The sequence below is a fragment of the Bacillus changyiensis genome (assembly GCF_027706145.1).
GTDB lineage: Bacteria > Bacillota > Bacilli > Bacillales > Bacillaceae > Bacillus > Bacillus changyiensis.
In genome coordinates this window covers 79,782-102,583 of sequence record NZ_JAQFWW010000002.1, presented here as the reverse complement: position 1 = coordinate 102,583, position 22,802 = coordinate 79,782, and the positions used below count along the sequence as shown (strand labels likewise).

Below are 22,802 nucleotides of genomic sequence, written 5' to 3'. Positions count from 1 at the left end.
AAAATGCAATAAGTTTTTAGAAAATTTACATAATTGAAAGGAATATTTTACATAATTTATTTTTGAAATGTTGTTTTACATCTTAATGAAAACAGTTGACATCCTAAGGGGTGAATAGTAATTTTTAGAGTAATGAATGAACATGGAGGAAAAAAAGCTTGTTTAAATCAAAAAACCATTTTTGGACGATACAAATTTTATTAGTGCTTTTGATTGTTTATGTTTTAACAAAAGTTTCCTTTCTTTTTGAGCCGATAATCGTGTTTGTATCAACACTATTTTTACCAATATTGATTGCTGGAGTTCTGTACTTTATCTTTAACCCAATCGTCCAGTTTCTTGAGAAAAAATGGCCAAGAACATTATCAATTTTGTTCATTTATTTGGCATTTCTCGGGTTGATTGGGCTTGTCTTATCTGCAATCGGACCCATTTTTATGAAGCAGGTCAGCGATTTATTTAACAATATTCCAGATTATGTTGAGCAAATTCAGATTTTTATTAAACATTTATCAAACTCTCAATGGTTCACTTGGATGATGCATCAAGAATTTGTTTCAGTTTCTCGGATTGAAAGTTCAATCGGTGACTTCTTAACAGCTTTGCCTGAAAATATTACGGCAAGCCTCTCATCTGTATTTGGTTTTGTTACCAATATTGCACTGACTGTGGTCACTGTTCCATTTATCCTGTTTTATATGTTAAAAGATGGTCAGCGTTTTCCAGATTTGGCTGTGAAAATTCTTCCTGATCAATACAAAAAAGAAGGATTGAAAGTTTTTAAAGATTTATACGAAACACTTGCGGCCTATATCCAAGGACAGCTCATTATTTGCTTGTTTGTCGGGACATCGTGTTTTATCGGTTTTTGGATTGTTGGTGTGAAGTATGCCTTAATTCTCGGCTTAATCATTGCGGTAACGAATATTATTCCATATGTCGGCCCGTTTCTCGGCGCATCTCCAGCTATTGTGATTGCTTTTCTCGATTCACCGACTAAAGCTATTATCGCTCTGATCATTGTCGTAGTTGTTCAGCAGATAGATGGAAATGTATTATCACCGCTCATTATTGGTAAACGTCTTAATACACACCCTTTGACAATCATTCTTTTATTGATCGGTGCCGGCAGTTTTGGCGGAATTCTCGGGATGATTCTCGCCGTTCCAGTCTATGCTGTTTTAAAGGCTTTCACACTGAATATTGTCCAGCTTGTTCGGCTAAGACAAAGATCCAAAAAAGAACTGACAAAACAATAAGAACATTTTCTTCGCTATTACGTATCATAAAACAAATCATGAGCGGAGGTGTGAAGATGCCTGCTATCGTAGGTCCAGTTTTGATTCGAGCAGTTGTTGATGATACTGCTACATCCTTTGGAGACGTATTTGCAATCTCCCCAAAGTCAGTTGACAGTTCTTCACGAGGATCAGGCGCCTTTAATGTAGGTGACTTTGGTATCATTCAAAACGGGAAAAACAGAACAACTTTAATGGATACTGGTGTTATTGATCAAATGAAAACATTCAATCTTTGATAGCCTCTATAACAAGAGGCTGTTTGTTTTTTATAGTATAATGAGGCTAAAACATAAGAAAGCAGGTGTTCGAATTGAAAATTAGAAAAGCGAATATAGCAAATGAAGACAAGCTGATCACAGATGTTTATTTACATGAAAATAGAAAGCAATTCCATACACTTGTGGCGGTGCCTGAACTAGAATGGAGCACATTGATTTCTTATGAAGAAGAAAAGTCATTGCTTTATAAAAGGGTAAATGATTCATTAGCAAATACGATGCAAAAACAGGCCGCAGAAGCACTAACCAAAAAGATCATTCAATGGGTAACTGAAATGTGACGGATGTCACACAAGTTTAGCCTTGAGTATTGAAAGCCATACTGTATAAAAGAAGACTAAAAAAATAGGAGGGTCTTAATTTGAGCGATCAATCAATAGATCAATATTTACAACAGGGAATGTATGGTGCACGCGAAACAAAACCTGATGAGCGCCGGTTATTTTTAGGCTCTCTGAGAGAAAGAGTAGTGATTGCTCTAACAAAAGGACAAGTTCTTCGTCCTAAAAGTTACCAAGAAGTCATGACAGCAATTGACTCACAGAAAAATGTGACATTGTTATTAAATGGTGAAATCGAATATTCGCGATTTTCACCTTATATCAAAGCTGCGAACAAACATGGAATTCCGTTTTCGATGGTAGCAGATCAGCAGTCTGACTCACCGCTAGGGTTAGTCCTAGTAGCTAACGAGGCGATTGAAAAAGAATCGATATATATTCAAGATGACATATTTGAACAATCAATCTTGAAAAAATCTAAGTAAAGGCCACAGCTGTGGCTCCTACCATTCACTTGTTTGCTAAGATAAGTTATAATATGATCTATCATACAAAAGGTAGGGGGCGGCAATGGAAAAAGCTCTAATTTGCATAGATTATACAAATGATTTTGTTGCTTCAGATGGCAAACTAACGTGTGGAGAGCCAGGTCAAATCATTGAAGATGCGGTGATTCAGCTGACAGAACAGTTTATTGCGAATCGTGATTATGTTGTTTTTGCAGTCGATTCACACGAGATGAATGATTCTTATCATCCAGAAACGCGTTTGTTTCCGCCACATAATCTGAAAGGTAGTTCAGGAAAAGCTTTATATGGAAAACTTGAAAAGCTTTTTAGAAAACACCAAAATGACAGCCATATATATTACATGGAAAAAACGAGATATTCTGCTTTTGCAGGGACAAATCTTGAATTAAAGCTTCGTGAACGTAATATTAAAGAATTGCATCTCATAGGAGTTTGCACAGATATTTGCGTGCTTCATACAGCAGTGGATGCATATAATAAAGGGTTTGATCTTGTCATTCACAAAAATGCAGTGGCTAGTTTTAACCCGGATGGACACAGCTGGGCTCTTTCCCATTTTACAAACACCTTGGGGGCCTTAGTGTCAGATTGAGGAAGGAGAAATGAAGGTTGGAATACCGGTTTACAGATGACAGTTTATCACTACACACAGATCTTTATCAAATCAATATGGCAGAAACCTATTGGCGAGATGGTATTCATCAAAGAAAAGCCGTCTTTGAATTGTTTTTTAGAAAACTTCCTTTTGACAGCGGTTTTGCCGTTTTTGCGGGACTGGAAAAAGCGGTTGAATTTTTACGTCATTTCCGATTTACTGACAGTGATTTAGCATATTTAAAAGAAGAAGTTGGTTACCAAGATGATTTTCTTGCTTTCTTAAAAGATATGAAGTTCACTGGCTCACTGTATTCGATGCGAGAGGGTGAAATTGTGTTTGGTAACGAACCGCTGATGCGGATCGAAGCACCGTTGGCTGAAGCGCAGTTGATTGAAACGGCTTTACTCAACATTGTGAATTACCAAACGTTAATTGCAACAAAAGCCGCCAGAATGAAAAGTGTGATTGGAAATGAAACAGCACTTGAATTTGGGACAAGACGTGCACATGAAATGGATGCTGCGATGTGGGGGGCAAGAGCCGCGATTATCGGGGGTTTTGATGCGACAAGTAATGTTCGTGCCGGAAAGCTGTTTGACATCCCTGTATCAGGTACTCATGCCCATGCATTAGTCCAAGCATACCGTGATGAATACACAGCATTTAAAAAATATGCTGAAACCCATAAAAATTGTGTGTTTTTGGTCGATACATATGATACAGTACGTTCTGGTATTCCGAATGCGATAAAAGTAGCCAAAGAGTTTGGTGATCGCATTGATTTCGCAGGAGTGCGCCTGGACAGTGGTGATCTTGCATACCTATCAAAGAAAGCCAGAGAGATGCTTGATGAAGCAGGCTTTACAGATACAAAAGTAGTTGCTTCAAGTGATCTTGATGAGTATACGATCATGAACTTGAAAGCCCAAGGAGCGAAGATCGATGTTTGGGGTATTGGAACAAAACTGATAACGGCTTATGATCAGCCGGCACTGGGAGCTGTTTATAAGCTTGTCTCGATTGAAGAAAACGGTCAAATGACAGATACGATCAAAATTTCTTCTAATCCGGAAAAAGTAACAACTCCTGGTCAAAAAAAGGTTTATCGAATTATCAATCAGCTGAATCATCATTCAGAAGGTGATTATATCGCTTTAGCACATGAAAATGTGAATGATCAGGAGCGACTTAAAATGTTCCATCCTGTTCATACTTTTATTAGCAAGTTCGTAACAAATTTTGATGCCAAAGATCTTCATCAACTGATCTTTGAAAATGGTAAACTTGTTTATGATCATCCATCTATCAAAGAAATTAAGCAATATGTTCAAGAAAACCTTAGTTTGCTCTGGGAAGAATATAAACGAATCAGCAAACCGGAAGAATATCCAGTCGATTTAAGTGAAGCTTGTTGGAATAATAAAATGCAGAAGATTCATGAAGTGAAAAGTAAAGCAAAAAATGGCATTGATCAAGTGTAGCTGTATTTAAAAATTTAAATAAATTTTTAAATAATCGGCAAGATTCGCTCATTTATTTTGATATACTTAAGAGCAAATGAACCTCAGGAGGAAGAAGAATGAGGGTTTTTGTTGCCAGACAGCCAATATTTAATCAAAAAGAACAAGTTATTGCATATGAGCTGTTGTACAGGGGAAGTGAAAAAAACTTCTTTTCCGGAATAGACGGTGATAAAGCTACAACAGAAGTCATGTTTAACAGCTTTTTTAATATAGGAATTGATCGATTAACCGAAGGTAAAAAGTATTATGTTAATTTTACAGAAGGTCTCTTAAAAGCGGGATTACCGACATATTTTGATCCAGAGCGTCTCGTTGTAGAAATTCTTGAAGATGTTCCAATCACACCAGAATTAATCGAACAGTGTAAACAATTAAAAAGCCTAGGCTATACGATAGCACTGGATGATTTCTGTCTCAACCATCGCGGAAATCAAGAATTGTTTTATCAGCTATTGGAGTCAATTGATGTTTTGAAGGTCGATTTCTTTAAAACATCACCTCAAGAAAGACAGAGCATTATCCAGTCCTGCAAGGCTTACCGTCTGAAATTTCTTGCTGAAAAGGTGGAGACACGGCAAGAATATGAGCAGGCTGTTGCGGATGGGTTTCATTTATTCCAAGGTTATTTCTTCAGTGAACCAGTTGTCATTGCTGGGCATGAAATTACATATCATTTTCATGCTTATTATGACTTGCTTCACGAACTGGGTGAAGAACAGCCTGATATCGCAAGTATTACAAATATCATTGAGCGGGATCTGTCACTTTCTTATCAGTTGTTAAAACTGATAAATTCTCCTGTCAATCGACCGATACAAAAAATCAAGAGTATTCGCCAAGCGATCGTATTACTGGGATTTAAAGAGATTAAAAGATGGATCTTCATTCTTTCTTTTAAAGATTTAACAAGAAAACAAGATTCAAGTAAAAATGAATTGGTGAAAATTTCACTAATCCGTGCGAAACTCTGCGAATTACTGGCCAAAAAGACCAATCGGAGTGAGCCTTCTTCCTATATGTTGACAGGAATGTTTTCATTTATTGATACACTTTTGCACAAAGAATTAAAAGAAGTGATCAGTGAACTGCCGTTATCAGACGAAGTAGGCCTAGCATTGCTTGGCGAAGAAAACGATTATCGGAAAATCTTAAAACTTGCAAAACTGATTGAACGAAATGAATGGGAAGACAATGTCCAGACAGAAGGTATAACAAAAGAGGAAGCATATCAATGCTACCTTGAAGCCATTAATTGGTGTCAAATTCTTTTATAAAAAATCCGGCTGAGGCCGGATTTTTTTGTTTAAGTCCAGCGTAAAACGAGAAAAAGCTTGCATTGTGAATTGCTGAGAATGATGCGAATGCCGTCAGGATTAAAGGAAGTATCAAGATGATTGTGAACACCGGTTTGTCTTAACAATGAAATGACTGTTTCTTTTTGAGCATTCTGTGCAGCCGCCATGATTTTTCTTGCAATTTCAGGGGTAGCTAAAAGTTTATTTAGGATGAGTTGACCGTCAGATAAAAGACCGTTCGCTTCTTTTGCAGAATCGAGAAATATTTTCGGATCAACTGCGGGATAGTCAGGCCGATAAGGAAAACGCTGATATGGACATGTCATGTAATATGGATGATAAAACACCTTATACACCTCATTTCACATATATTTCATTTGCAAATTTGTCTCAGGAAAACTACGCAATGCGATTTGCGGTTTTTGCGGTGCTGATATTTTAAGAAGGTCATAGACATTTTTGGCGATCACAAACAATACTTTAGACTCATTAACATACAATAAACTAATTTCCTCTTTAAATTGTTGTGATGAAAGGGTTTTACCTATATAAAAGTATAAAGTTTGAAATGTTACTAGGTATTTAGAACTTAATTTGTTATTATATAAAATGAGTTATTTGGCCTATTGTTAAATTGCGGTTTCGCGCATAAATGAGCTGGGAAGTTTTCGGTGAAAAAGAGATCAATTCCCAGTAAACTTGTATTAACAGATCAAATACCTACGACAAGTTCACCATACACAAATTAATTGGTCTTACAAAAGGAGTGTGAATATCGATGGAAAAGGAACAAATCGAAGAGCTAAAAGAATTACTCTGGCGCCTTGAAAATGAAATCAGAGAAACAAAGGACTCCTTGCGAAAGATTAACAAAAGCATTGATCAATACAACAAATACACAATTTTAAAGACATCTTAAAAGACTTGTTTGAGACAAGTCTTTTTTTTTGTGTGTTTTCAAACCAAATAAAGGATAGATTATTATATAACTGTTAAATTAAAAAAATGCTCTATTAATTGGGAATTTGATTTAGTAAAATATGAAGAGAGGGGGGGAGAAAACATTTCTAATTTCATTTGCCCAGATCGGGATCAAGTAAAACAGAACATGCATGATCTCTTAAACATTCATATTGCTAATCATGATTTAAACCAAGTATTACATTGTTTTGTTGAGGCAAAGAGTCATTTTTATTTTGGTGAACTTGCTTTTTATCATTACAAAAGTTTTGGGGGAACAGATATTCGGGCTATTGAAACGCTTGCTGTCGGAATCGAACTGCTGATTCTTTCTTTTGATATATTTGATGACTTAGAGGATGAAGACAGCCTTGAAGCACCTTGGATGAAAACCAATCATTCAGTTGCTCTCAACGCTGCGACTGCCCTTTATACGCTCAGCATCAAAATCATCAGCTCTATCTCAAATGAGCCCTTGTTCTTCCAAAAGCTAATGGAGTATACATTACAATCGATGCAAGGACAGCATGATGATCTTACGAACCAGCCGTCAACAGAAGACGAGTGCCTTGACATGATCAAACGCAAATCAGGTTCATTAACAGCACTGCCTTGTGTTCTGGGAACGATGCTGGCGACTGGTGAGTTCAATCCAACGGTCGAAATCTATGCGTTCCAGCTAGGAATTGCATCACAAATCGAAAATGATTATAAAGCACTTTTTTCGGATTCAAATAGTGATATTAGCAAAAAGAAACGCACCCTTGCATACTTATACTTAGCACGGCAGTTTAATCAAGCGTCAATCAATTTGTTAAAAAAATTCGAAACAGCGGATAAAATATCAAATCAGGAAATACAATGTTACAAAGCAGAACTTCAAGCAGCCGGCGTTACCCAATATATGCATGTCATGCACCAACTAGCCATCCAAAAATTTAAAAAGGAAATGGCGAAGTTGGGGGAACGGAAGGAATTGGCTGACTTTATCTTAGGAAGACTCGAGGGAGAATAAAATGCAGGAGATTGTGAGTTTTTTGGTTCAACATCCAGAAGTTTTGGAGCAGGTTATTGCAGGAAAAGCCAGTCTTTTGGGAGTCAATGAAGATCAGTTGTTATCTTTAATTAAAGCTTTTAATGATTACGAATTGAATTCTAAAGTCTATTTATGGAGACCTTATAGATGGTAGGGTATTAAATGAAACACTTATTATATAAAGTTTTGTTAATAGTCATAGTTTTAAGCTTTATTTATTGTCTTTATGTTACCTTTTTATGTTTTCATGATCGTTTCGAAGGTGCAAGACTAAAATATAACTCTGATCATCAAATTGAAGTTATTGATGTGGAACAAGATTCATCGGCAGGATTTGCTGATGTGAAAAAAGGAGATATAATTCTCGAAGTTAACGGCAAAAAGATATCAAAAGAGCATTTATCTGTTGATAATACTCTTTCATGGGCATATTCATTGACTGTGAAGAGAAATGGTCAAATAGTAAGTATTAATACTAAAGAAACATTTATTGGATACGATATTCTTTTTGTTTTTTTCATTCCAATCACATTTTATTTGCTTTGCTTATTTTGTGTTTTCTTAATTTTAAAATCAAGTAAATCAAGAAAACGCTATTCATCATCTCTGCTAATTACCTTTTTGCTAGTTATTTCAATAGCTTATTTAAGTGCTGCTGGTGTTTCTAGAGGAGACATATTTAGTAGATATTTAAACTTACTTACTTTTCTATCTGTTCCAATGAGCTACCTACACTTTGTGTACCAATATTTCAAAGAAACTGGGAAAGAATTTTTTAGCAAAAAGATATTTATACTTTATCTTTTACCATTATTAAATATGGCTTTAGAGTATATTGCACGCCAGAAGCTAGATATTGACGAAGTAGCCAGTGTTAATTTATTTTCTTTTTTTGTTAGCCTTATTTCCGTTATTATTGTTATTATTTTTGGTTTAATTAAACATCGTTTTTCCGAGCAAGCTTACTTTCTAAAAATCATGATGTTGATAAATTTAGTAGCAATCATACCATTTACCGTATTATATATACTTCCATATTTGATTTTAGGTGATTATATATATCCTGCGGTTTTTGTTGCACCTTTTCTTATCTTAATTCCTTTGTCTTTGGTTTATCAATTTATGGCAAATAAGATTTATAATATAGAATTTCTTTTGGGTAGATTGAAGTACTATAGTTTACTTGGAATTGTTCCCACTATTATATTGGCCTACATATCTACTTTCTCTCGGTTTAGAGTTGACAGATATAGCACAATCAGGATTGTAATTTGTATTTATTTAATTATGCTTGGAGTTTTCTACTTTAAAGAAATTCTTGATTTTCGCTTTCGGTTAAAACGTTTTTCTGAAAGGTTTAATTATCAAGACAGTATTTTTAAATTTACGCAAATGATCCGCGCATGTACATCTTTAAATCAAGTATTAATGGAACTTAAGCAAACGATTTTGGATGTATTAAAGGTCAGCCAAGCATACGTTTTAGAAGTAGATATAGACGGAAACATTGTATTATTAGAGGGCGACACCCAAGAAGACCATTGGACCCCGTATCAAAAAGAAGTTACAAAAGTTACTTCCTCTATCGGCAAAATCATCGAAGTCGATCGCGGGTTTTTGATTAAAATTGGTGAACGGGGTGGGACATCGTATGTGATGCTTTGTCTGTCGGCTTTAAATACGCCTAAGCTGACTCGTGATGAAATTTCTTGGCTTGAGACGCTGGCGTTTTATACGAGTGTCTCTTTAGAAAACGTTTTGAAAATCGGTGAGTTGCTGGAACATCTTGAAAATGTGAAAGAAGAGGGGACAAATCCAGCATGGCTGAATAAATTGATGTTTGGAATTGAAGAGAAACAGAGATCTGACTTGGCACGGGATTTACATGATTCTGTGCTTCAGGATATGATTTCATTAAAACACAAAAGTGAAATATTTCTTGCTGAACTTCAAAAAGACCAAGTTTGTATCAATCAAATTCAGCAAAAACTGACGAGTTTTAATAATCAAATGTCAAATGTCATTCAGACAACGAGGGAAACGTGTCAGGAGCTTAGGCCACAAGTCCTGTATGATCTTGGGCTTGTTAAAGCGCTTTCCAAACTTGCAGTACAGCATCGAGAGTCTACATCTTTGCGGATTCGTTTAAATGCAGAAAGATTTTCCAAAGTGCTTGATCTTGATACACAGTTGAATTTGTATAGGATTGTACAAGAGCTTTTGAGCAACACTGTCAAACATGCGAAGGCAAGCGAAGTATTAATTATGCTTGTTTGTATCAAAGAAAAAGTGATCCTTCATTATGAGGATGATGGCATTGGTTTTGATCAGGACAAGCTTTATCACAATAACACAAATATGGGATTGTCAGGGATTCGTGAGCGTGTCCGTGCTTTGGATGGTCGTCTTGATATTAAAACAGCAACCGGAAGAGGTTTCAAAGCTGATATTGAAATGGAATTGTAATGTGGATAAAAGGATTTTGTTTGGCATAGTGCAAGTTTTTTCTATAAAATGGTCTTAGGTAAACATACAAGGGAGGAAAATATGAGGAGATTACTTGTGATCGATGATCATCCGGCTGTCATGGAGGGAACAAAGGCAATTCTTGAAACAAATCAAGATTTTCTCGTTGATTGCCTCAGTCCAGAAGCCAGTGAACAGTTTCTGATGAAGTACGATTTTTCTACGTATGACCTGATCTTAATGGACTTGAATCTAGGTGAAATTAATGGGATGGATCTAGCCGAAAAAATTCTTAAAAAATGCTCAACATGCAAAATGATCGTCTATACAGGATATGAGGTCGAAGATTATTTTGAGGAAGCGATTCGTTTGGGAATGCATGGAGCAATCAGCAAAACAGAGTCAAAAGAAACGATTATTGAGTATATTTATCAAATATTGGGTGGTAAAATCGTTGTTGACTATGATTACTTAAAAGATCTCATAACGAAGCAAGATGCTGACGGTAAGAAGAGCAAGAAGGATATCTTAACTCAAAGAGAACGCCTGATCCTTCAGGAAGTTGAGAAAGGCTATACGAATCAGGAGATTGCTGACACATTGCACTTAAGCAAGCGTTCAATAGAATATAGTTTGACTTCAGTGTTCAACAAGTTAAATGTGGGATCAAGAACAGAAGCCGTTTTAATTGCGAAATCTGAAAATGCAATGTGATGAAGGAGGTGTGCCAGGTGATAGAGGCCAATCAGACGCTTCTTGAAGCATTGGGAATAGAAATAACAGAATGTAGCAAGCAGCGTTGTGTTGCTGTTATGCCTGTTGATGAAAGGACACGCCAGCCTTTTGGTTATCTTCATGGCGGTGCATCTGTAGCATTAGCGGAAACGGTAGCAAGCCTTGCTGCATACCAACACATTGACCAAAAAAGGCAGGCTTGTTTCGGCCTTGAAATTAATGCCAATCATATCAAGTCTGTGAAAGAAGGAACAGTTCAAGCGGTTGCAACTCCGCTTCACATCGGGCAGACAACGATGGTTTTCCAGATTGAAATTCGCGATCAACAAGACCGTCTCATTTGTATTTCACGATGCACAATGGCGATTGTCAATCGTTCGTTATCTTAAGGTTTCATCAAAAAACTCGCCGAAATCGGCGAGCTTTCTTTATAAAGAAGTGTTTTTTCTTTTTTTAATCATAAACTTTTTATAGCCTTCATAATCATCTTGAACACTTCTCTCTTCCATTTTGACCCCTGTATTGTAGGCAGCCCGAGCGATTAAATGAGCACCGACAGGAGAGGTTAGAAACACAAAGACGATACCGAGTAGCACCTTGGCTGTAATGATTCCATGAAGGAACCAGAAGTAAAAGAAAACACCAAGTAAAACGCTAATAATTCCTAAGGTCGCTCCTTTTGAAGCGGCATGAATTCTTGAATAGACATCTGGGAGTCGCAATGTACCAAATGAAGCGGCTAACGAAATGAGCGCCCCCAAAAGAATAAAAAAGGCGATGAGCAATTTAGCGGCTGCGATCATTTTCAATAATCTCTCCTTTCTCAAGGAATTTTGAAAATGCAACAGTCCCGATAAATGCTAGAATCCCGATCAGTAAAATGACCTCTAAAAAAGCGGAGGTATTTAACAAAATAGAGACGAGCGCCGTAATTCCAATAAGATTGATACCTATCGCATCAAGCGCCACCACTCTGTCAGGAATACTTGGACCTTTAATGACCCGAATGACGTAAAGAAAAGTGGAGACCGCTAAAATACCAAGTGATAGGTGAAGTATAATTTCAAACATTAGCGGCTTACCTCCTTAATTGCTTTTTCAAATGAATGGCGAATATCGTTGATCGATTGTTCGGCGTCATCGATATCGACTGCATGAATATAAAGAGTGGAACGGTCATCTGAAATATCGACAACCAATGTACCTGGTGTTAAAGTAATCAAGTTCGCCAAAGTCGTAATTTCCCAGTCAGCTGTAAGCTCCGTTTTAAAAGCGAAAATTCCTGGCTTATTGTTCAATGTTGGAGACAAGATCGTCTTCAATACAGCAAGGTTTGCTAACAACAGCTCTTTAATAAAAATAAACAGCAGGACGATAATCGCCCAAATATTAATGAGATAAAAGCGCCGTTGAAAGAAACGTCTTAATAAAAATAGTGAGAACAATCCGATCGCGTAACCTGACAAAAAGCTGACAGCACTGTAATCATTAATGAGAAACATCCAACATAGTGCGAGAATAAAATTGAATAATATTTGTAATGCCATGCGATCTACTCCTTCAAAACGGCTTCAATATATGTTTTCGGGTTGACCAATGTGTCAGCTGCTTGATGAAAGTATGGAGCGGCAAGCTCTGTAACAATTCCGATAGCAAGTGACAGAGCGAGCAATATTGCAGCAGGAAAGATGTAACTTTTTATTGATCCTTTTATCTGAGTATCTTTTTGTTCATCTCCCCAAAAACCGTAAATAAAAATTTTCGCAACGGAATATAATACGAGCAGACTTGATAACAGCATGAGCATGGTAATCACGAATTCTCCACTTCTAAAACCACCTTCAGCGATTTTTAGCTTACCAATAAACCCACTGAATGGAGGAACTCCAGCTAAAGATATTGCAGATAGTAAAAACATCCAGCCAAGCACGGGATGGCTTTTAATGAGACCACCCATTTTCTTTAAGTTGTTTGTTCCGGTCAGTGCAAACAGCGCTCCGCCTAACATAAACAAAACACCTTTTATAATCATATCATGAATCAAATAATAGATAGACCCTTCAATAGAAGCAGGTGTGTTTGCAGCAATCCCGAATAGAATAACCCCGACTGCAGTTACGATGTTATAGATGATGATTTTCTGAACATCACAGTAGGCGATAGAACCGATAACACCAAATATGATGGTAAGCGCCGCCAGCCAGATCATTAATTGATGGGTAAAGGCAGCATCTTGCGTAAAAATTAATGTAAAGACACGAGCGATTGCATACATTCCGACCTTTGTTAAGAGAGCACCAAACAATGTTGCAATTGGTGCAGGCGGTGCATAATATGAACCCGGCATCCAAAAATAGAGTGGGAAGATACCACCTTTTAGCCCGAAGACGATTAAAAATAATACGGCGATAACGGTGATCAATCCAGTCTGTCCGGACTCACTAATGCGAACACTCAAATCAGCCATATTTAATGTGCCCGTTACAGCATATAAATAAGCTACACCGATCACAAATAAAGCGGAAGAAATAATATTAAAAACAATATATTTCAAAGATTCCCGAAGTTGAATCTTTGTACCGCCGATTACGATCAATACATATGAAGCCATTAAGAGAACTTCGAAAAACACAAACAAGTTGAACAAATCTCCAGTTAAAAACGCCCCGCTTACACCTGCTAAAAGAAACTGGATTGCAGAATAATAGAAGAAGCGTTCCCGTTGTTCTCCGATTGAACGAAATGAATATAGCACAGTTAAAAATCCAATGATTGCCGTCGTTAAAGCGAGAAGACTTGCAAATTGATCAGCAACTAAAACAATGCCAAACGGTGGTTTCCAGCCGCCAAGATACAAGGTTTGGATACCGTCTGTAAACACAGTTTGAACGAGTACGGCAGCCACAACTACAGCTGTAAAGGAAGATATGGCACTGAACACACGCATAAGCTTGATTGATTTATTCATAAATATAAGCAAAACTGCTGCTAATAAAGGAATCAATATTGGTAAGATTATTAAGTTATTCATGTTGATCATTTCCCCTCATTTGATCCATATCATCCACTTTCAGCTCTTGATAGGCACGGAAAGCCATGACCAGTAAAAAAGAGGTGACACCAAAGGCAATGACGATCGCTGTTAAAATCAGAGCCTGTGGTAGTGGATCAACATAAGATGTCGCTTCCTCATTTAAAATGGGAGGGGCTCCTTTTTTTAAGCCGCCCATTGTTAATAACAGAAGGTGGACACCATGACTGAGAACGGCCGTTCCGATTATCACGCGCAAAAGACTTTTTGACAGCATTAAGTAAGTGGCTGCCATGAATAAAAAACCAACAATGAAAGCCATTAAAATTTCCATTATTCTCTCTCTCCAATCGTTTGAATAATGGTCATGGTCACACCGACCACTACTAGATAAACACCAATATCAAATAATACGGCTGTGGCAAGCTCTGTTTTCCCAAGCAAAGGAAGATCAAAATAACCAAATGAATGGGTGAGAAACTGAGCTCCGAACAAAAATGAGCCGGCTGACGTACAAATCGAAATAAGAAGTCCTGTTCCTGCCACATAAATGAAATTGACCGGCAGAATATTCTGAACTGTTTTCAAATCATAGGCAAGCAGTAAGAGAACGAATGATGATGCGGTCATCAATCCTCCGATAAAACCACCGCCAGGATTATTATGACCTGCCAAAAAGATATGGAAAGAAAAGAGCAAAATAATAAAGCAAGCGATCTTTGTAACGGTTTGCAAGATCACGTCGTTTGTCTGTTGTTTTTTCATTGCTCTTCTCCCCTCTTCTCCAATCTCAGTCTGATCATTCCGTATATTCCAAGCGCGGCAATAACAAGCACAGTAATTTCAAATAATGTATCAAATCCTCTGAAATCAACCAAGATGACATTGACGATATTATGACCACCGCCAAGTTTATAGCTGTTTTCAATGAAATAAGTTGAAATACTATTTAAAGTATGTTGGCTGTTTGCAGCTAATGCCACTAGTGTCACAACTGCTCCAACCCCAATGGAAACGACCACATTAGTGACTCTGAACTTGACCGTTCTTGGTTTAAATGAAAGTTTTGGTAAATGATAAAAGCATAGTAAAAATAGTGACACAGAAATTGTTTCGATAATGAGCTGAGTCAGTGCCAGATCAGGTGCTCTGAAAATGACGAAAAATAATGCAATCGTATAGCCGATCACACCTAGTCCAATAATTGCTGTCAACCTTGATTTTGCCACAATCGTTGTCAGAGTAGCAGCAATGATCACTGCAGATAGGACGAGTTCATAAGCACCGATTTCTGCATTCCCTTTCGTATCAAATGAAAAACCGCCCGTTAACACGAGTGAACCACCAATCATCATAATAAAAAACAGAAAAACATAGACTAAATAATCACGAAGAAAACCAGTCATATATGTTCTTGTCACTTTATTGGAAGTTTTTTCAATACCATACAAAGTGCGGTCATATAATGTATTGAGTGTCAGTTTTTCAGGGAATAGACGATAGATTTTTTTCCATTTGGTTAGTGTTAGGTAGGCAAGGATTCCGAGTACAACAACACCGATTGTCATATATAACTCTGGCGAAGGTCCGTGCCACCCTTCAAGTTTGACTTTGAATTTTTCATTTCCCGCTAACAAATGAGGCATAATCGATTCGGCCGCAGGCTCAATAATCCGATATGACAAAATATTCGGGAAAAAGAAAAAAATCACGACGAGCGAGCCGAGGATAACCGGTGAAATCAGCATGCCAAGTGGTGCTTCATGTGCTGGTTTTTCCAGTTTTTCCGGCTGATATTTTCCTCCAAATGTTTTAAATAATAACACCATACTATAAATAAACGTAAATACACTTCCCGTCCAACCCAATATAGGGAATAGAGGCCCCCATGTGCTCACATGAAACAAATTGAATTCTGAAATTCTGAGTACGCTTGTAAAAAACATCTCCTTACTCAGAAAGCCATTAAATGGCGGCAAGCCGGCCATTGAAAAAGCACCGATAAGTGTAATCGTAAAGGTAATCGGCATGATCGTCATCAGACCGCCAAGCTTACGAATATCTCTTGTTCCAGTTTCATGATCGATAATTCCGACTGCCATAAACAGACTACCTTTAAATGTCGCATGGTTAATTAAGTGAAAAATAGCAGCAATAATTGAAACCAGATAATATTCAAAATGATTGTAATGTAAAGCTGCCGAACCAATGCCAAGCATTGACATGATCATGCCAAGCTGACTAACTGTAGAAAACGCTAGAATCGATTTCAAATCGGTTTGTTTGACAGCATTGAATGATCCCCAAAAAAGGGTGATAAGCCCTGTAATCGAAACGACCCAAAACCATACTTCAGAAAAAGCAAAGATAGGCGTAAATCTTGCAACTAGATATATTCCAGCTTTAACCATTGTGGCTGAATGCAAATAAGCACTGACTGGTGTTGGCGCCTCCATTGCATCTGGCAGCCAAATATAGAATGGGAATTGTGCCGATTTTGTAAACGCTCCAATTAAAATGAGCACAAGAGCCGGAATGAATAAGTCATGCGATAAAATGATGTCAGTCTGACTAACCATGGACCTAATGCTGAACGATCCTGTCATGATATAAAGAAGAATGAATCCCCCAAGTAATGCAAGGCCACCGAAAATTGTGATCAGCATAGATTTAGTCGCACCATAACGTGATTTTTCCCGCTTATACCAATAGCCGATCAATAGAAAAGAAGAGATACTGGTCAATTCCCAAAACACATAAAGTACAATAACGTTATCAACGAGAACAACACCAAGCATTGCTCCCATAAACATCAGTAAATAAACATAAAACGATCCGAGCTGTTCTCTTTCTTTGGACAGATAATAAATGCTGTAGAGAACGACTAAAGACCCTATTCCGGTAATCAGTAGGGCAAAAAGTAATCCTAATCCATCAATATAGGCTGTAAAATTAATACCAAAGGACGGAATCCAAGCCAGTTCGGCTTTTAATGTTTCACCGTTTGCACTCATCCCGATCATACGCAAAAAATAAATAAATAATAAAGCAGGGAGAATCAGGACGAACCATCCAGTATGGATCCTTCGGACATATTTCGCCAGTAGCGGTATGAAAAAGGCAAACGCAAGCGGCGATAAAATAGCAATATGTAGAGCCGTCATTATAAACCTCCTTTAAGTATCTTGTATCAAATGAAAAACGTTTATGTACTTTTTTTAGAACTGGCGACCTAGACAAATTATAACTCAAATTTTAATCAGCTGCATGTTCTAGCATAAAACTGTGTTTATGTGGTCGTTTGAACTTGAAAATAATTTTAACAAAAAATAAAGCATTTGTATAATGGAAAGTTTTTTAGAGCAAGCTAAGCTTGAGGTGATAAAAGATGAGAAAAAAAGCTTTTGTCAGCCTAAGTTTATTTTGTTCACTTTTTACTGGTGCATTCATGATGAACAAGGAAATGAATCGCGAAAACATACCTCAGACCGGAAAAAGTGAAGTGCGTCAATACCCAGCGGGTTACGTTCAGCTAAAAAACCGCAGAAACAAACGTGAATCCTTTAAACCAAGAGAATATATTAAAGTTGAGAGACGCTAAAAATCAAAAAGGAATCCGTCTAAAGAAGCAGATTCCTTTTTCTGATTATGATTTTCTTTTGATTAAACAGCCTAAAACTTCTCCCATTTTGACTTTCAATGAAGGATAGATACGCTCATTTAGAACAAACGTATCTTTTTCAAACAGCAAAATAACAGTTGAACCAAATGAAAAATAAGCAATTTCCTCACCCTGCCGCCATTCGTTCTGATCCGTTAAAGTAACGATTGAATTAATGTACATGGCTCCGACTTTAACCAACAGTGCCGAACCATATTGATGCTTGAATTCAGAAATCATCCGGTAGTTTTTTGTCAGTGGTGATTTTCCATAGGTTAACCCCATTTTATTCACCGGATATGAAGTGCTTCCAAGTATGTATTGTTTTTCAAGCTTGCCATTGGCTGGGCTATGAATTCTATGATAGTCTTTAGGGCTTAAATAAATAATAATATATGTTCCATCAAAATAACGGTTCACTAGTTCGGAATGACCAATCATTTCTTCTAAAGAGTACGGTTTGTTTTTAACGATAAACTGTTTTTCAGCAGAGATTTTCCCAATTTCCTCAATCATTCCGTCAACAGGGCTTATCAAGTTGTCAAAACCAGAAGATAATGGGCGTGCTTCATTCTTTAATTTTCTGATGAACAGCTCGTGTAAACTATTAAACGAATGAACGTCCTCAAGCATTTCTTCTGTATTGAGATGAAAGGTTTTAATATAGGAGCGGATAAGGGGTTTGCTTAACTTTGATTGAGCAAACTTTTTTAACGCTAGAGAAATGATTCTTCTATTTGTGAGTTCGATTAAAAATCGATAAAGTTGCTTTTTCAAGCTGTTCACTCCTTCTGTTAGATGACACCGATTGTATAGCCAATCGTGATAAAAACGAGACACCAAATGAATGCACCCGCACCAGCAAATATTAGAAACTTTTTCATTTTCATTTCGTTCATTCCAGAAAGATAGCATGTCACATGGCGAACACCGGGAATAAAATAACCAAAAACAATGGTCCATGGACCGTATTTGTTAAACCAGTGATGAACGGTTTCAAGTCTTTTTGCTGTCAGTCCAATCCATTTCCCGTATTTATCTAAGAGTGGTTTGCCAATCTTATTTCCAAGAAAATAGCTAACTAGCATTCCAAAAAAGGCACCTAGAAAACTGATCAGTATTGATAACTGGTAGTTTAGAATATGAATAGAGGACATATACCCGACAAATGTCATCATGACTTCATCGGGGATGGGAAGGCCTATAATGCCGAGTACAAGAAGTCCGAATATCGCGAAGTACCCATATAGAGAAATTAATTCTTTTGCAAGATCCATTAATACCTAGCTCACTTTCTTCAATATTTTTTTGCCTTTTAGACTGATCACTTTCAGTTTACTGATCATGAGATAGGATAGGAATAAGGTAATAAAAATGAACATCTTTTTGCTGATCACGTCACTTAAAAAATTCAAGATGACTAAAATGACGCCTGCAGCAGTAATCGGAAGTCCCGTAAAATATTCCTGTTCCGATTGAATGTTAAAACGGGCAAGCCGTAGAGCGCCGCAAATCGGAAACAACATAGTGGAAGGAATACCTAATAGCGGTGTTTCCTGAAAAATTGTTGAATATGTAATAAGAGTTGGTGCAACCCCGAAAGTGACAATATCAGCCAATGAATCTAGTTCTTTTCCGAACACGCTTACAACGTTTAACTTGCGTGCAAACATGCCATCAAGACTGTCGAAAATCGCACCAACCAGTACAAAGATGATGGCCAGTGATAGTAATCCTTTACATGCCAAAAGGATAGAGGCTAAGCCAGAAGTTAAATTTCCAATTGTAATTAAAGACGGTATTGTTTTTTTCAATTGATTTCGCATCCTTTAAATTAAACCCATAATGGAAAAGAATTTAAGCAATAAAATTCTATACGATTTTATTCGCATCTGCAAGAATATCCCTATACAATTCCTGATTCATCCATCATACCATAAGAAACGAGTCTAATTACTAGTTTTAAAGAAAATAAGCCAATGTGAGAGAGTGTATGTTGAAAAATTTTAAAATCATGATTTCAAATGGAAAATATTCTTGTCAACAGGTACCAAAGTCGTACATAATAAATAATGGAACATATCAGAAAGGATCTTATTATGAAAAATACTTATGTAACAGGTTATTTTCCGTTTATTGCAATTTTACTTTTTAGTTCATCACTAGCGATGTCTGCTATTCCCTATGCGATAAAGCTGCTATCATCTTTTGGCATTTATGAAGGAATGCTTGATCATTTCTCAACAAACGGTATTAGATTGGCTTTGTTTGCTGCCTTTGCGATTGTTTTCTTTATCGTGTTGTCAGCGCTGAAATTAATTGCTAATACCATAACAGAACTTTGTTTGTTATTTTTTACGAAAGATCCTGAGGGTGTGAATCTAAAAAAAATCAGGATCTGCTCAAGCATTTATTTGGGAGCAGGCCTTTTATCATTTATATTTGTTCAATTTCCTGTGGGAATTGCTGGTCTATTCATTTTGTCAACACTTGCTTACTTTATTTTTGTTGTTTACGTTATACAGAGTACAATGTCATTCCCTTCATTAATCGGCTTCATTTTGTTTGAACTGCTATTTTGGTTCCTCCTTATTATTGGAACTATATATTTGGCTATGAAGCTTTATAACAGTGTTCAAACAAATATAAATGTGTAAAAAAGTTCAGGCTACCATACCTAATGGATATGGTAGCCTTATTAGTCCAGTGGACGGATTTGAGTAGCAGAAACGCTTTTTTTCACGTACAAAACACCTGAAGGTATTTTTATGATAAGAACCTTTTTTTTATATCATGATCTGGAATCAGGCATTTTTCTTTTTTGCCAAACCATTTGTGACGGTATTTTGCTATCAGGCTATATACACCATCTCTGAGCGGCTTTGGAATCACAAGGAATATACCTAGGTAACGCCAAAGTCCTGGGAGGCTCTTGACAATATGCAAAACTGCAGTTGACTTCCTGTAAGTTTGACCAGCTTTAATCAGAATTAAACTATCAAAGTGTTCCACTGGTAACTGATATTTCTTTAGAAGTTTTTGTCCGATATCAGATTGTAAGGAAGCGAATGAAAACAAAGCTTCCGGATCATGTTTAATAACAAATTGGACAGACCTATCACAAAAATTGCAGACACCATCAAAAAGGATGATACGTTCAGGTTCTTTGTCATGCTTAGTATCCGTTTTGCATCGTTCCTTTCCAAATTAAAAGTTGTGGTCCAACATCATGAAGAAATTCGACATTTCCACTTGATTTTTTTCCAACCCAGACACTCATCGTATAGTTTTCAGTTAACCCGACAAACCACAGGTCCCTAAACCCGTTTGACGTACCTGTTTTGCCTCCAATATAGGTACTCTTGAAATTTGCTTTTCGTCCAGTTCCTTCTTTAACGACTGCCTTTAAAAGTTTACGCAACTCATTGTTCGTTCGCAGACTATAAACTTGTTTTGGTTTGTTTTCCCATTTAAATAGAGTCTTGCCTTTAAGATCTGTGACTTTTGTAATGGCATGATTGGAAATATAACTTCCATCATTGGCAAAAGTCGTATAGGCATCTGCCATCTCAAGTGGTGAAAAACCGTCAGTAAATCCGCCGAGAGCGGCAGGGAGCCGATGGTCTTCCGGAACAATTTTTTTGAATCCGAATGGTTCTAAATATCCGAATCCTTTTTCAACTCCGATCTGGTTCAACATCCTGACAGCAGGTGTGTTATAAGAATGCTTGAAGGCTGTCTTAATTGAAACAGTTCCGTACGTTTTTTCATTGTAGTTGTTCGGGCAGTAATTTTTGCTGCAAAATTTGCTTGCATCAATCATACTACTAGAAGTTGCCCCTGTTTCTTCAAGGTAAGGTCCGTAATCAAGCAGCGGTTTAATGGATGAGCCAGGCTGCCTATAACCTTGGTATGCTAAATTAAAATCATATTTTTTATAATGTTTCCCACCTGACATCGCAACAATTTGATGTGTCTGATGGTTAATCACGACTGCTCCACCCTCTACTCCTTGATATGGTAGTTGGCCTGCGACTTGTTGGCCAAGTCTGTTTTGCATTGTCGTATCAAGTGCTGTATGAATTTTGATTCCTTTCGTTAGAAGAGCGCTTATTCGGTTAGACAACTCTTTTTCAATTTTCTTCTTTTCTTCCTTTGATTTTGCTTCTTTTAAGCGTTTGTCAAAGCCTTCTGAAGCCGAAACCAATTCAGTAAACTCATCATTCACATAAGTTGTGTAATCGGGATATGAATCCTTCTTTTCTTGAACGTGCAGCTTAATCTTTTCTTTGATCGCTTTTTTATATTCTTTCTCAGATATTACCTTCGCATCTTTTAGCCCTTTCAGAAGCCGCTCCTGACGGGTTTTTGTGGAGTCAAAATGTTTTAAAGGATCATATAATGTAGGGTTATTAGGAATCGCACAAATAAAAGCCATTTCCGCTAGGGTAAGAGACTTCAGTGGTTTACTATAATAAAACAAAGCAGCTGAACCAATACCATATACCCCGTTATTAAAGTAAATCGTATTTAAATATTTCTCGAAAATCTCTTCTTTTGTCAGCTTTTTTTCTAGCTGATAAGAGTAGAGGAGCTCTGCTAGCTTGCGATTCAGAGTGCGTTCATGGCTTAAATACAAGTTGCGCGCAAGCTGCTGTGTAATCGTACTGGCTCCTTGATTAATACCACCATTTTTGGCATTGGAAACGGCAGCACGGGCAATCCCGATAAAGTCAAAACCTTTATGCTGAAAAAAGTGGCGGTCTTCTGATGTTAGAAACAGTTGTTTAACATGTTCAGGAACATTCTTATAAGAAACAAACACCCGGTTTTGATGGTCTGAGACGATTTCAGAAATGAGAGCACCGTCAGCATCATACATGTAACTATTTTGTACAAGGCCGATATCCTTTATATCTATCTTCTCATCTAATACTTGGTCCAAAGGTTTTAATTTCGTTACTTCTTGTTGTGAAGACATAACAGTTAAAGCACATATAGGAATTAATATAATAATTAAAATCCAACCGATAATAGCACGCAAATTTGTCACTCTCTTTTCAGTAAATTCTAGCCATATCGTATCATTATTTTTAGATGTCGAGAA

At 37.0% G+C, this 22,802-nt stretch carries 29 protein-coding genes; 15 read left to right on the top strand and 14 right to left on the bottom strand.

Features of this window, described 5'->3' with window-relative positions; all coding sequences use genetic code 11:
- Window positions 1-158 precede the first annotated feature (158 nt).
- From PDT38_RS07800 to PDT38_RS07770, 7 genes are all read left to right on the top strand, one after another.
- Window positions 159-1,259: an AI-2E family transporter gene (locus PDT38_RS07800; protein ID WP_270800322.1), complete on the top strand. Its 1,101-nt coding sequence runs from the start codon at window positions 159-161 to the stop codon at window positions 1,257-1,259.
- Window positions 1,260-1,315: 56 nt separating this feature from the next.
- The gene (locus PDT38_RS07795) at window positions 1,316-1,537 is read left to right on the top strand and encodes a spore germination protein (protein WP_270800321.1); all 222 of its coding nucleotides are present in this window, start codon (window positions 1,316-1,318) and stop codon (window positions 1,535-1,537) included.
- Window positions 1,538-1,611: 74 nt separating this feature from the next.
- Window positions 1,612-1,860 (top strand): YueH family protein, encoded by a 249-nt coding sequence (locus tag PDT38_RS07790; protein ID WP_270800320.1) that lies wholly within the window; start codon window positions 1,612-1,614, stop codon window positions 1,858-1,860.
- An 80-nt stretch (window positions 1,861-1,940) separates the two neighbouring features.
- Window positions 1,941-2,345, top strand: a complete 405-nt coding sequence (locus PDT38_RS07785; protein ID WP_270800319.1) for a YueI family protein — start codon at window positions 1,941-1,943, stop codon at window positions 2,343-2,345.
- An 85-nt stretch (window positions 2,346-2,430) separates the two neighbouring features.
- Window positions 2,431-2,982 (top strand): cysteine hydrolase family protein, encoded by a 552-nt coding sequence (locus tag PDT38_RS07780; protein WP_270800318.1) that lies wholly within the window; start codon window positions 2,431-2,433, stop codon window positions 2,980-2,982.
- 17 nt (window positions 2,983-2,999) lie between these two features.
- The gene (locus tag PDT38_RS07775) at window positions 3,000-4,469 is read left to right on the top strand and encodes a nicotinate phosphoribosyltransferase (protein WP_270800317.1); all 1,470 of its coding nucleotides are present in this window, start codon (window positions 3,000-3,002) and stop codon (window positions 4,467-4,469) included.
- A gap of 98 nt (window positions 4,470-4,567) precedes the next feature.
- The gene (locus PDT38_RS07770; RefSeq protein ID WP_270800315.1) at window positions 4,568-5,785 is read left to right on the top strand and encodes an EAL and HDOD domain-containing protein; all 1,218 of its coding nucleotides are present in this window, start codon (window positions 4,568-4,570) and stop codon (window positions 5,783-5,785) included.
- Between the two features lie 29 nt (window positions 5,786-5,814).
- Here PDT38_RS07770 and PDT38_RS07765 read toward each other — a convergent pair whose 3' ends face one another.
- Together PDT38_RS07765 and PDT38_RS07760 are read right to left on the bottom strand one after the other, a co-directional pair.
- Window positions 5,815-6,153 (bottom strand): hypothetical protein, encoded by a 339-nt coding sequence (locus PDT38_RS07765; protein ID WP_270800313.1) that lies wholly within the window; start codon window positions 6,151-6,153, stop codon window positions 5,815-5,817.
- A gap of 15 nt (window positions 6,154-6,168) precedes the next feature.
- A complete protein-coding gene (locus tag PDT38_RS07760) occupies window positions 6,169-6,306 on the bottom strand; it encodes a hypothetical protein (RefSeq protein WP_270800312.1) in 138 nt (45 codons plus the stop codon).
- Between the two features lie 278 nt (window positions 6,307-6,584).
- Between PDT38_RS07760 and degQ the strand changes: the two genes are divergently transcribed.
- The 6 genes from degQ to PDT38_RS07730 all read left to right on the top strand — a co-directional run bounded on the left by degQ (window position 6,585) and on the right by PDT38_RS07730 (window position 11,392).
- Window positions 6,585-6,725, top strand: coding sequence for a degradation enzyme regulation protein DegQ (gene degQ, locus PDT38_RS07755; protein WP_270800311.1), 141 nt, complete (start codon window positions 6,585-6,587; stop codon window positions 6,723-6,725).
- A gap of 189 nt (window positions 6,726-6,914) precedes the next feature.
- Window positions 6,915-7,781: a polyprenyl synthetase family protein gene (locus PDT38_RS07750; protein WP_270800310.1), complete on the top strand. Its 867-nt coding sequence runs from the start codon at window positions 6,915-6,917 to the stop codon at window positions 7,779-7,781.
- 1 nt (window position 7,782) lies between these two features.
- Window positions 7,783-7,956: a competence pheromone ComX gene (gene comX, locus PDT38_RS07745; protein WP_270800309.1), complete on the top strand. Its 174-nt coding sequence runs from the start codon at window positions 7,783-7,785 to the stop codon at window positions 7,954-7,956.
- 8 nt (window positions 7,957-7,964) lie between these two features.
- Window positions 7,965-10,268 (top strand): histidine kinase, encoded by a 2,304-nt coding sequence (locus PDT38_RS07740; protein ID WP_270800308.1) that lies wholly within the window; start codon window positions 7,965-7,967, stop codon window positions 10,266-10,268.
- Window positions 10,269-10,349: 81 nt separating this feature from the next.
- The gene (locus PDT38_RS07735) at window positions 10,350-10,982 is read left to right on the top strand and encodes a response regulator transcription factor (protein ID WP_270800307.1); all 633 of its coding nucleotides are present in this window, start codon (window positions 10,350-10,352) and stop codon (window positions 10,980-10,982) included.
- Between the two features lie 20 nt (window positions 10,983-11,002).
- Window positions 11,003-11,392, top strand: coding sequence for a hotdog fold thioesterase (locus PDT38_RS07730; protein ID WP_270801680.1), 390 nt, complete (start codon window positions 11,003-11,005; stop codon window positions 11,390-11,392).
- A 39-nt stretch (window positions 11,393-11,431) separates the two neighbouring features.
- Here PDT38_RS07730 and mnhG read toward each other — a convergent pair whose 3' ends face one another.
- From mnhG to PDT38_RS07695, 7 genes are read right to left on the bottom strand one after another with little or no spacing between them, the layout of a single operon-like run.
- Window positions 11,432-11,806, bottom strand: coding sequence for a monovalent cation/H(+) antiporter subunit G (mnhG, locus tag PDT38_RS07725; RefSeq protein ID WP_270801679.1), 375 nt, complete (start codon window positions 11,804-11,806; stop codon window positions 11,432-11,434).
- A complete protein-coding gene (locus tag PDT38_RS07720) occupies window positions 11,790-12,074 on the bottom strand; it encodes a Na(+)/H(+) antiporter subunit F1 (protein ID WP_270800306.1) in 285 nt (94 codons plus the stop codon). Before PDT38_RS07720 ends, mnhG begins: the two co-directional genes overlap by 17 nt.
- Window positions 12,074-12,550, bottom strand: a complete 477-nt coding sequence (locus PDT38_RS07715) for a Na+/H+ antiporter subunit E (RefSeq protein ID WP_270800305.1) — start codon at window positions 12,548-12,550, stop codon at window positions 12,074-12,076. The genes PDT38_RS07720 and PDT38_RS07715 overlap by 1 nt, the downstream gene beginning before the upstream one ends.
- A 5-nt stretch (window positions 12,551-12,555) precedes the next feature.
- Window positions 12,556-14,034 (bottom strand): Na+/H+ antiporter subunit D, encoded by a 1,479-nt coding sequence (locus PDT38_RS07710; RefSeq protein WP_270800304.1) that lies wholly within the window; start codon window positions 14,032-14,034, stop codon window positions 12,556-12,558.
- On the bottom strand, window positions 14,027-14,368 hold the full coding sequence (locus PDT38_RS07705; RefSeq protein ID WP_270800303.1) for a Na(+)/H(+) antiporter subunit C: 342 nt from the start codon (window positions 14,366-14,368) through the stop codon (window positions 14,027-14,029). The genes PDT38_RS07710 and PDT38_RS07705 overlap by 8 nt, the downstream gene beginning before the upstream one ends.
- On the bottom strand, window positions 14,368-14,799 hold the full coding sequence (locus PDT38_RS07700) for a Na(+)/H(+) antiporter subunit B (protein WP_270800302.1): 432 nt from the start codon (window positions 14,797-14,799) through the stop codon (window positions 14,368-14,370). Before PDT38_RS07700 ends, PDT38_RS07705 begins: the two co-directional genes overlap by 1 nt.
- On the bottom strand, window positions 14,796-17,198 hold the full coding sequence (locus PDT38_RS07695; protein ID WP_270800300.1) for a Na+/H+ antiporter subunit A: 2,403 nt from the start codon (window positions 17,196-17,198) through the stop codon (window positions 14,796-14,798). The genes PDT38_RS07700 and PDT38_RS07695 overlap by 4 nt, the downstream gene beginning before the upstream one ends.
- 224 nt (window positions 17,199-17,422) lie before the next feature.
- On the opposite strand from PDT38_RS07695, the gene PDT38_RS07690 reads away from it, so the two are divergent.
- Window positions 17,423-17,635, top strand: coding sequence for a hypothetical protein (locus tag PDT38_RS07690; RefSeq protein WP_270800299.1), 213 nt, complete (start codon window positions 17,423-17,425; stop codon window positions 17,633-17,635).
- A 45-nt stretch (window positions 17,636-17,680) separates the two neighbouring features.
- Here PDT38_RS07690 and PDT38_RS07685 read toward each other — a convergent pair whose 3' ends face one another.
- The 3 genes from PDT38_RS07685 to pssA are packed head-to-tail and all read right to left on the bottom strand — an operon-like array spanning window position 17,681 to window position 19,509.
- On the bottom strand, window positions 17,681-18,472 hold the full coding sequence (locus tag PDT38_RS07685; protein ID WP_270800298.1) for a phosphatidylserine decarboxylase: 792 nt from the start codon (window positions 18,470-18,472) through the stop codon (window positions 17,681-17,683).
- Between the two features lie 17 nt (window positions 18,473-18,489).
- Complete coding sequence (locus PDT38_RS07680) at window positions 18,490-18,972, bottom strand: DedA family protein (protein ID WP_270800296.1); 483 nt, start codon at window positions 18,970-18,972, stop codon at window positions 18,490-18,492.
- Between the two features lie 6 nt (window positions 18,973-18,978).
- A complete protein-coding gene (gene pssA / locus PDT38_RS07675; RefSeq protein WP_270800294.1) occupies window positions 18,979-19,509 on the bottom strand; it encodes a CDP-diacylglycerol--serine O-phosphatidyltransferase in 531 nt (176 codons plus the stop codon).
- Between the two features lie 285 nt (window positions 19,510-19,794).
- Here pssA and PDT38_RS07670 point away from each other — a divergent pair, with 285 nt between their 5' ends.
- Complete coding sequence (locus tag PDT38_RS07670; RefSeq protein ID WP_270800292.1) at window positions 19,795-20,352, top strand: DUF5366 family protein; 558 nt, start codon at window positions 19,795-19,797, stop codon at window positions 20,350-20,352.
- A 109-nt stretch (window positions 20,353-20,461) separates the two neighbouring features.
- On the opposite strand, the gene PDT38_RS07665 is transcribed toward PDT38_RS07670, so the two are convergent.
- Both PDT38_RS07665 and PDT38_RS07660 read right to left on the bottom strand, forming a co-directional pair.
- Window positions 20,462-20,845: a thiol-disulfide oxidoreductase DCC family protein gene (locus PDT38_RS07665; RefSeq protein ID WP_394356257.1), complete on the bottom strand. Its 384-nt coding sequence runs from the start codon at window positions 20,843-20,845 to the stop codon at window positions 20,462-20,464.
- A 25-nt stretch (window positions 20,846-20,870) separates the two neighbouring features.
- Window positions 20,871-22,748, bottom strand: coding sequence for a transglycosylase domain-containing protein (locus tag PDT38_RS07660; protein ID WP_270800291.1), 1,878 nt, complete (start codon window positions 22,746-22,748; stop codon window positions 20,871-20,873).
- Window positions 22,749-22,802 lie beyond the last annotated feature (54 nt).

What these genes read in the sequence shown, in the direction of transcription:
- PDT38_RS07700 (WP_270800302.1), bottom strand. Translation starts at nt 14,799, where the DNA reads ATGAAAAAACAACAGACAAACGACGTGATCTTGCAAACCGTTACAAAG.
- PDT38_RS07770 (WP_270800315.1), top strand. Translation starts at nt 4,568, where the DNA reads ATGAGGGTTTTTGTTGCCAGACAGCCAATATTTAATCAAAAAGAACAA.
- comX (WP_270800309.1), top strand. Translation starts at nt 7,783, where the DNA reads ATGCAGGAGATTGTGAGTTTTTTGGTTCAACATCCAGAAGTTTTGGAG.
- mnhG (WP_270801679.1), bottom strand. Translation starts at nt 11,806, where the DNA reads ATGATCGCAGCCGCTAAATTGCTCATCGCCTTTTTTATTCTTTTGGGG.
- PDT38_RS07670 (WP_270800292.1), top strand. Translation starts at nt 19,795, where the DNA reads ATGAAAAATACTTATGTAACAGGTTATTTTCCGTTTATTGCAATTTTA.
- PDT38_RS07750 (WP_270800310.1), top strand. Translation starts at nt 6,915, where the DNA reads ATGCATGATCTCTTAAACATTCATATTGCTAATCATGATTTAAACCAA.
- PDT38_RS07720 (WP_270800306.1), bottom strand. Translation starts at nt 12,074, where the DNA reads ATGTTTGAAATTATACTTCACCTATCACTTGGTATTTTAGCGGTCTCC.
- PDT38_RS07780 (WP_270800318.1), top strand. Translation starts at nt 2,431, where the DNA reads ATGGAAAAAGCTCTAATTTGCATAGATTATACAAATGATTTTGTTGCT.
- PDT38_RS07740 (WP_270800308.1), top strand. Translation starts at nt 7,965, where the DNA reads ATGAAACACTTATTATATAAAGTTTTGTTAATAGTCATAGTTTTAAGC.
- degQ (WP_270800311.1), top strand. Translation starts at nt 6,585, where the DNA reads ATGGAAAAGGAACAAATCGAAGAGCTAAAAGAATTACTCTGGCGCCTT.
- PDT38_RS07795 (WP_270800321.1), top strand. Translation starts at nt 1,316, where the DNA reads ATGCCTGCTATCGTAGGTCCAGTTTTGATTCGAGCAGTTGTTGATGAT.
- PDT38_RS07680 (WP_270800296.1), bottom strand. Translation starts at nt 18,972, where the DNA reads ATGGATCTTGCAAAAGAATTAATTTCTCTATATGGGTACTTCGCGATA.
- PDT38_RS07695 (WP_270800300.1), bottom strand. Translation starts at nt 17,198, where the DNA reads ATGACGGCTCTACATATTGCTATTTTATCGCCGCTTGCGTTTGCCTTT.
- PDT38_RS07705 (WP_270800303.1), bottom strand. Translation starts at nt 14,368, where the DNA reads ATGGAAATTTTAATGGCTTTCATTGTTGGTTTTTTATTCATGGCAGCC.
- PDT38_RS07735 (WP_270800307.1), top strand. Translation starts at nt 10,350, where the DNA reads ATGAGGAGATTACTTGTGATCGATGATCATCCGGCTGTCATGGAGGGA.
- PDT38_RS07710 (WP_270800304.1), bottom strand. Translation starts at nt 14,034, where the DNA reads ATGAATAACTTAATAATCTTACCAATATTGATTCCTTTATTAGCAGCA.
- PDT38_RS07690 (WP_270800299.1), top strand. Translation starts at nt 17,423, where the DNA reads ATGAGAAAAAAAGCTTTTGTCAGCCTAAGTTTATTTTGTTCACTTTTT.
- PDT38_RS07715 (WP_270800305.1), bottom strand. Translation starts at nt 12,550, where the DNA reads ATGGCATTACAAATATTATTCAATTTTATTCTCGCACTATGTTGGATG.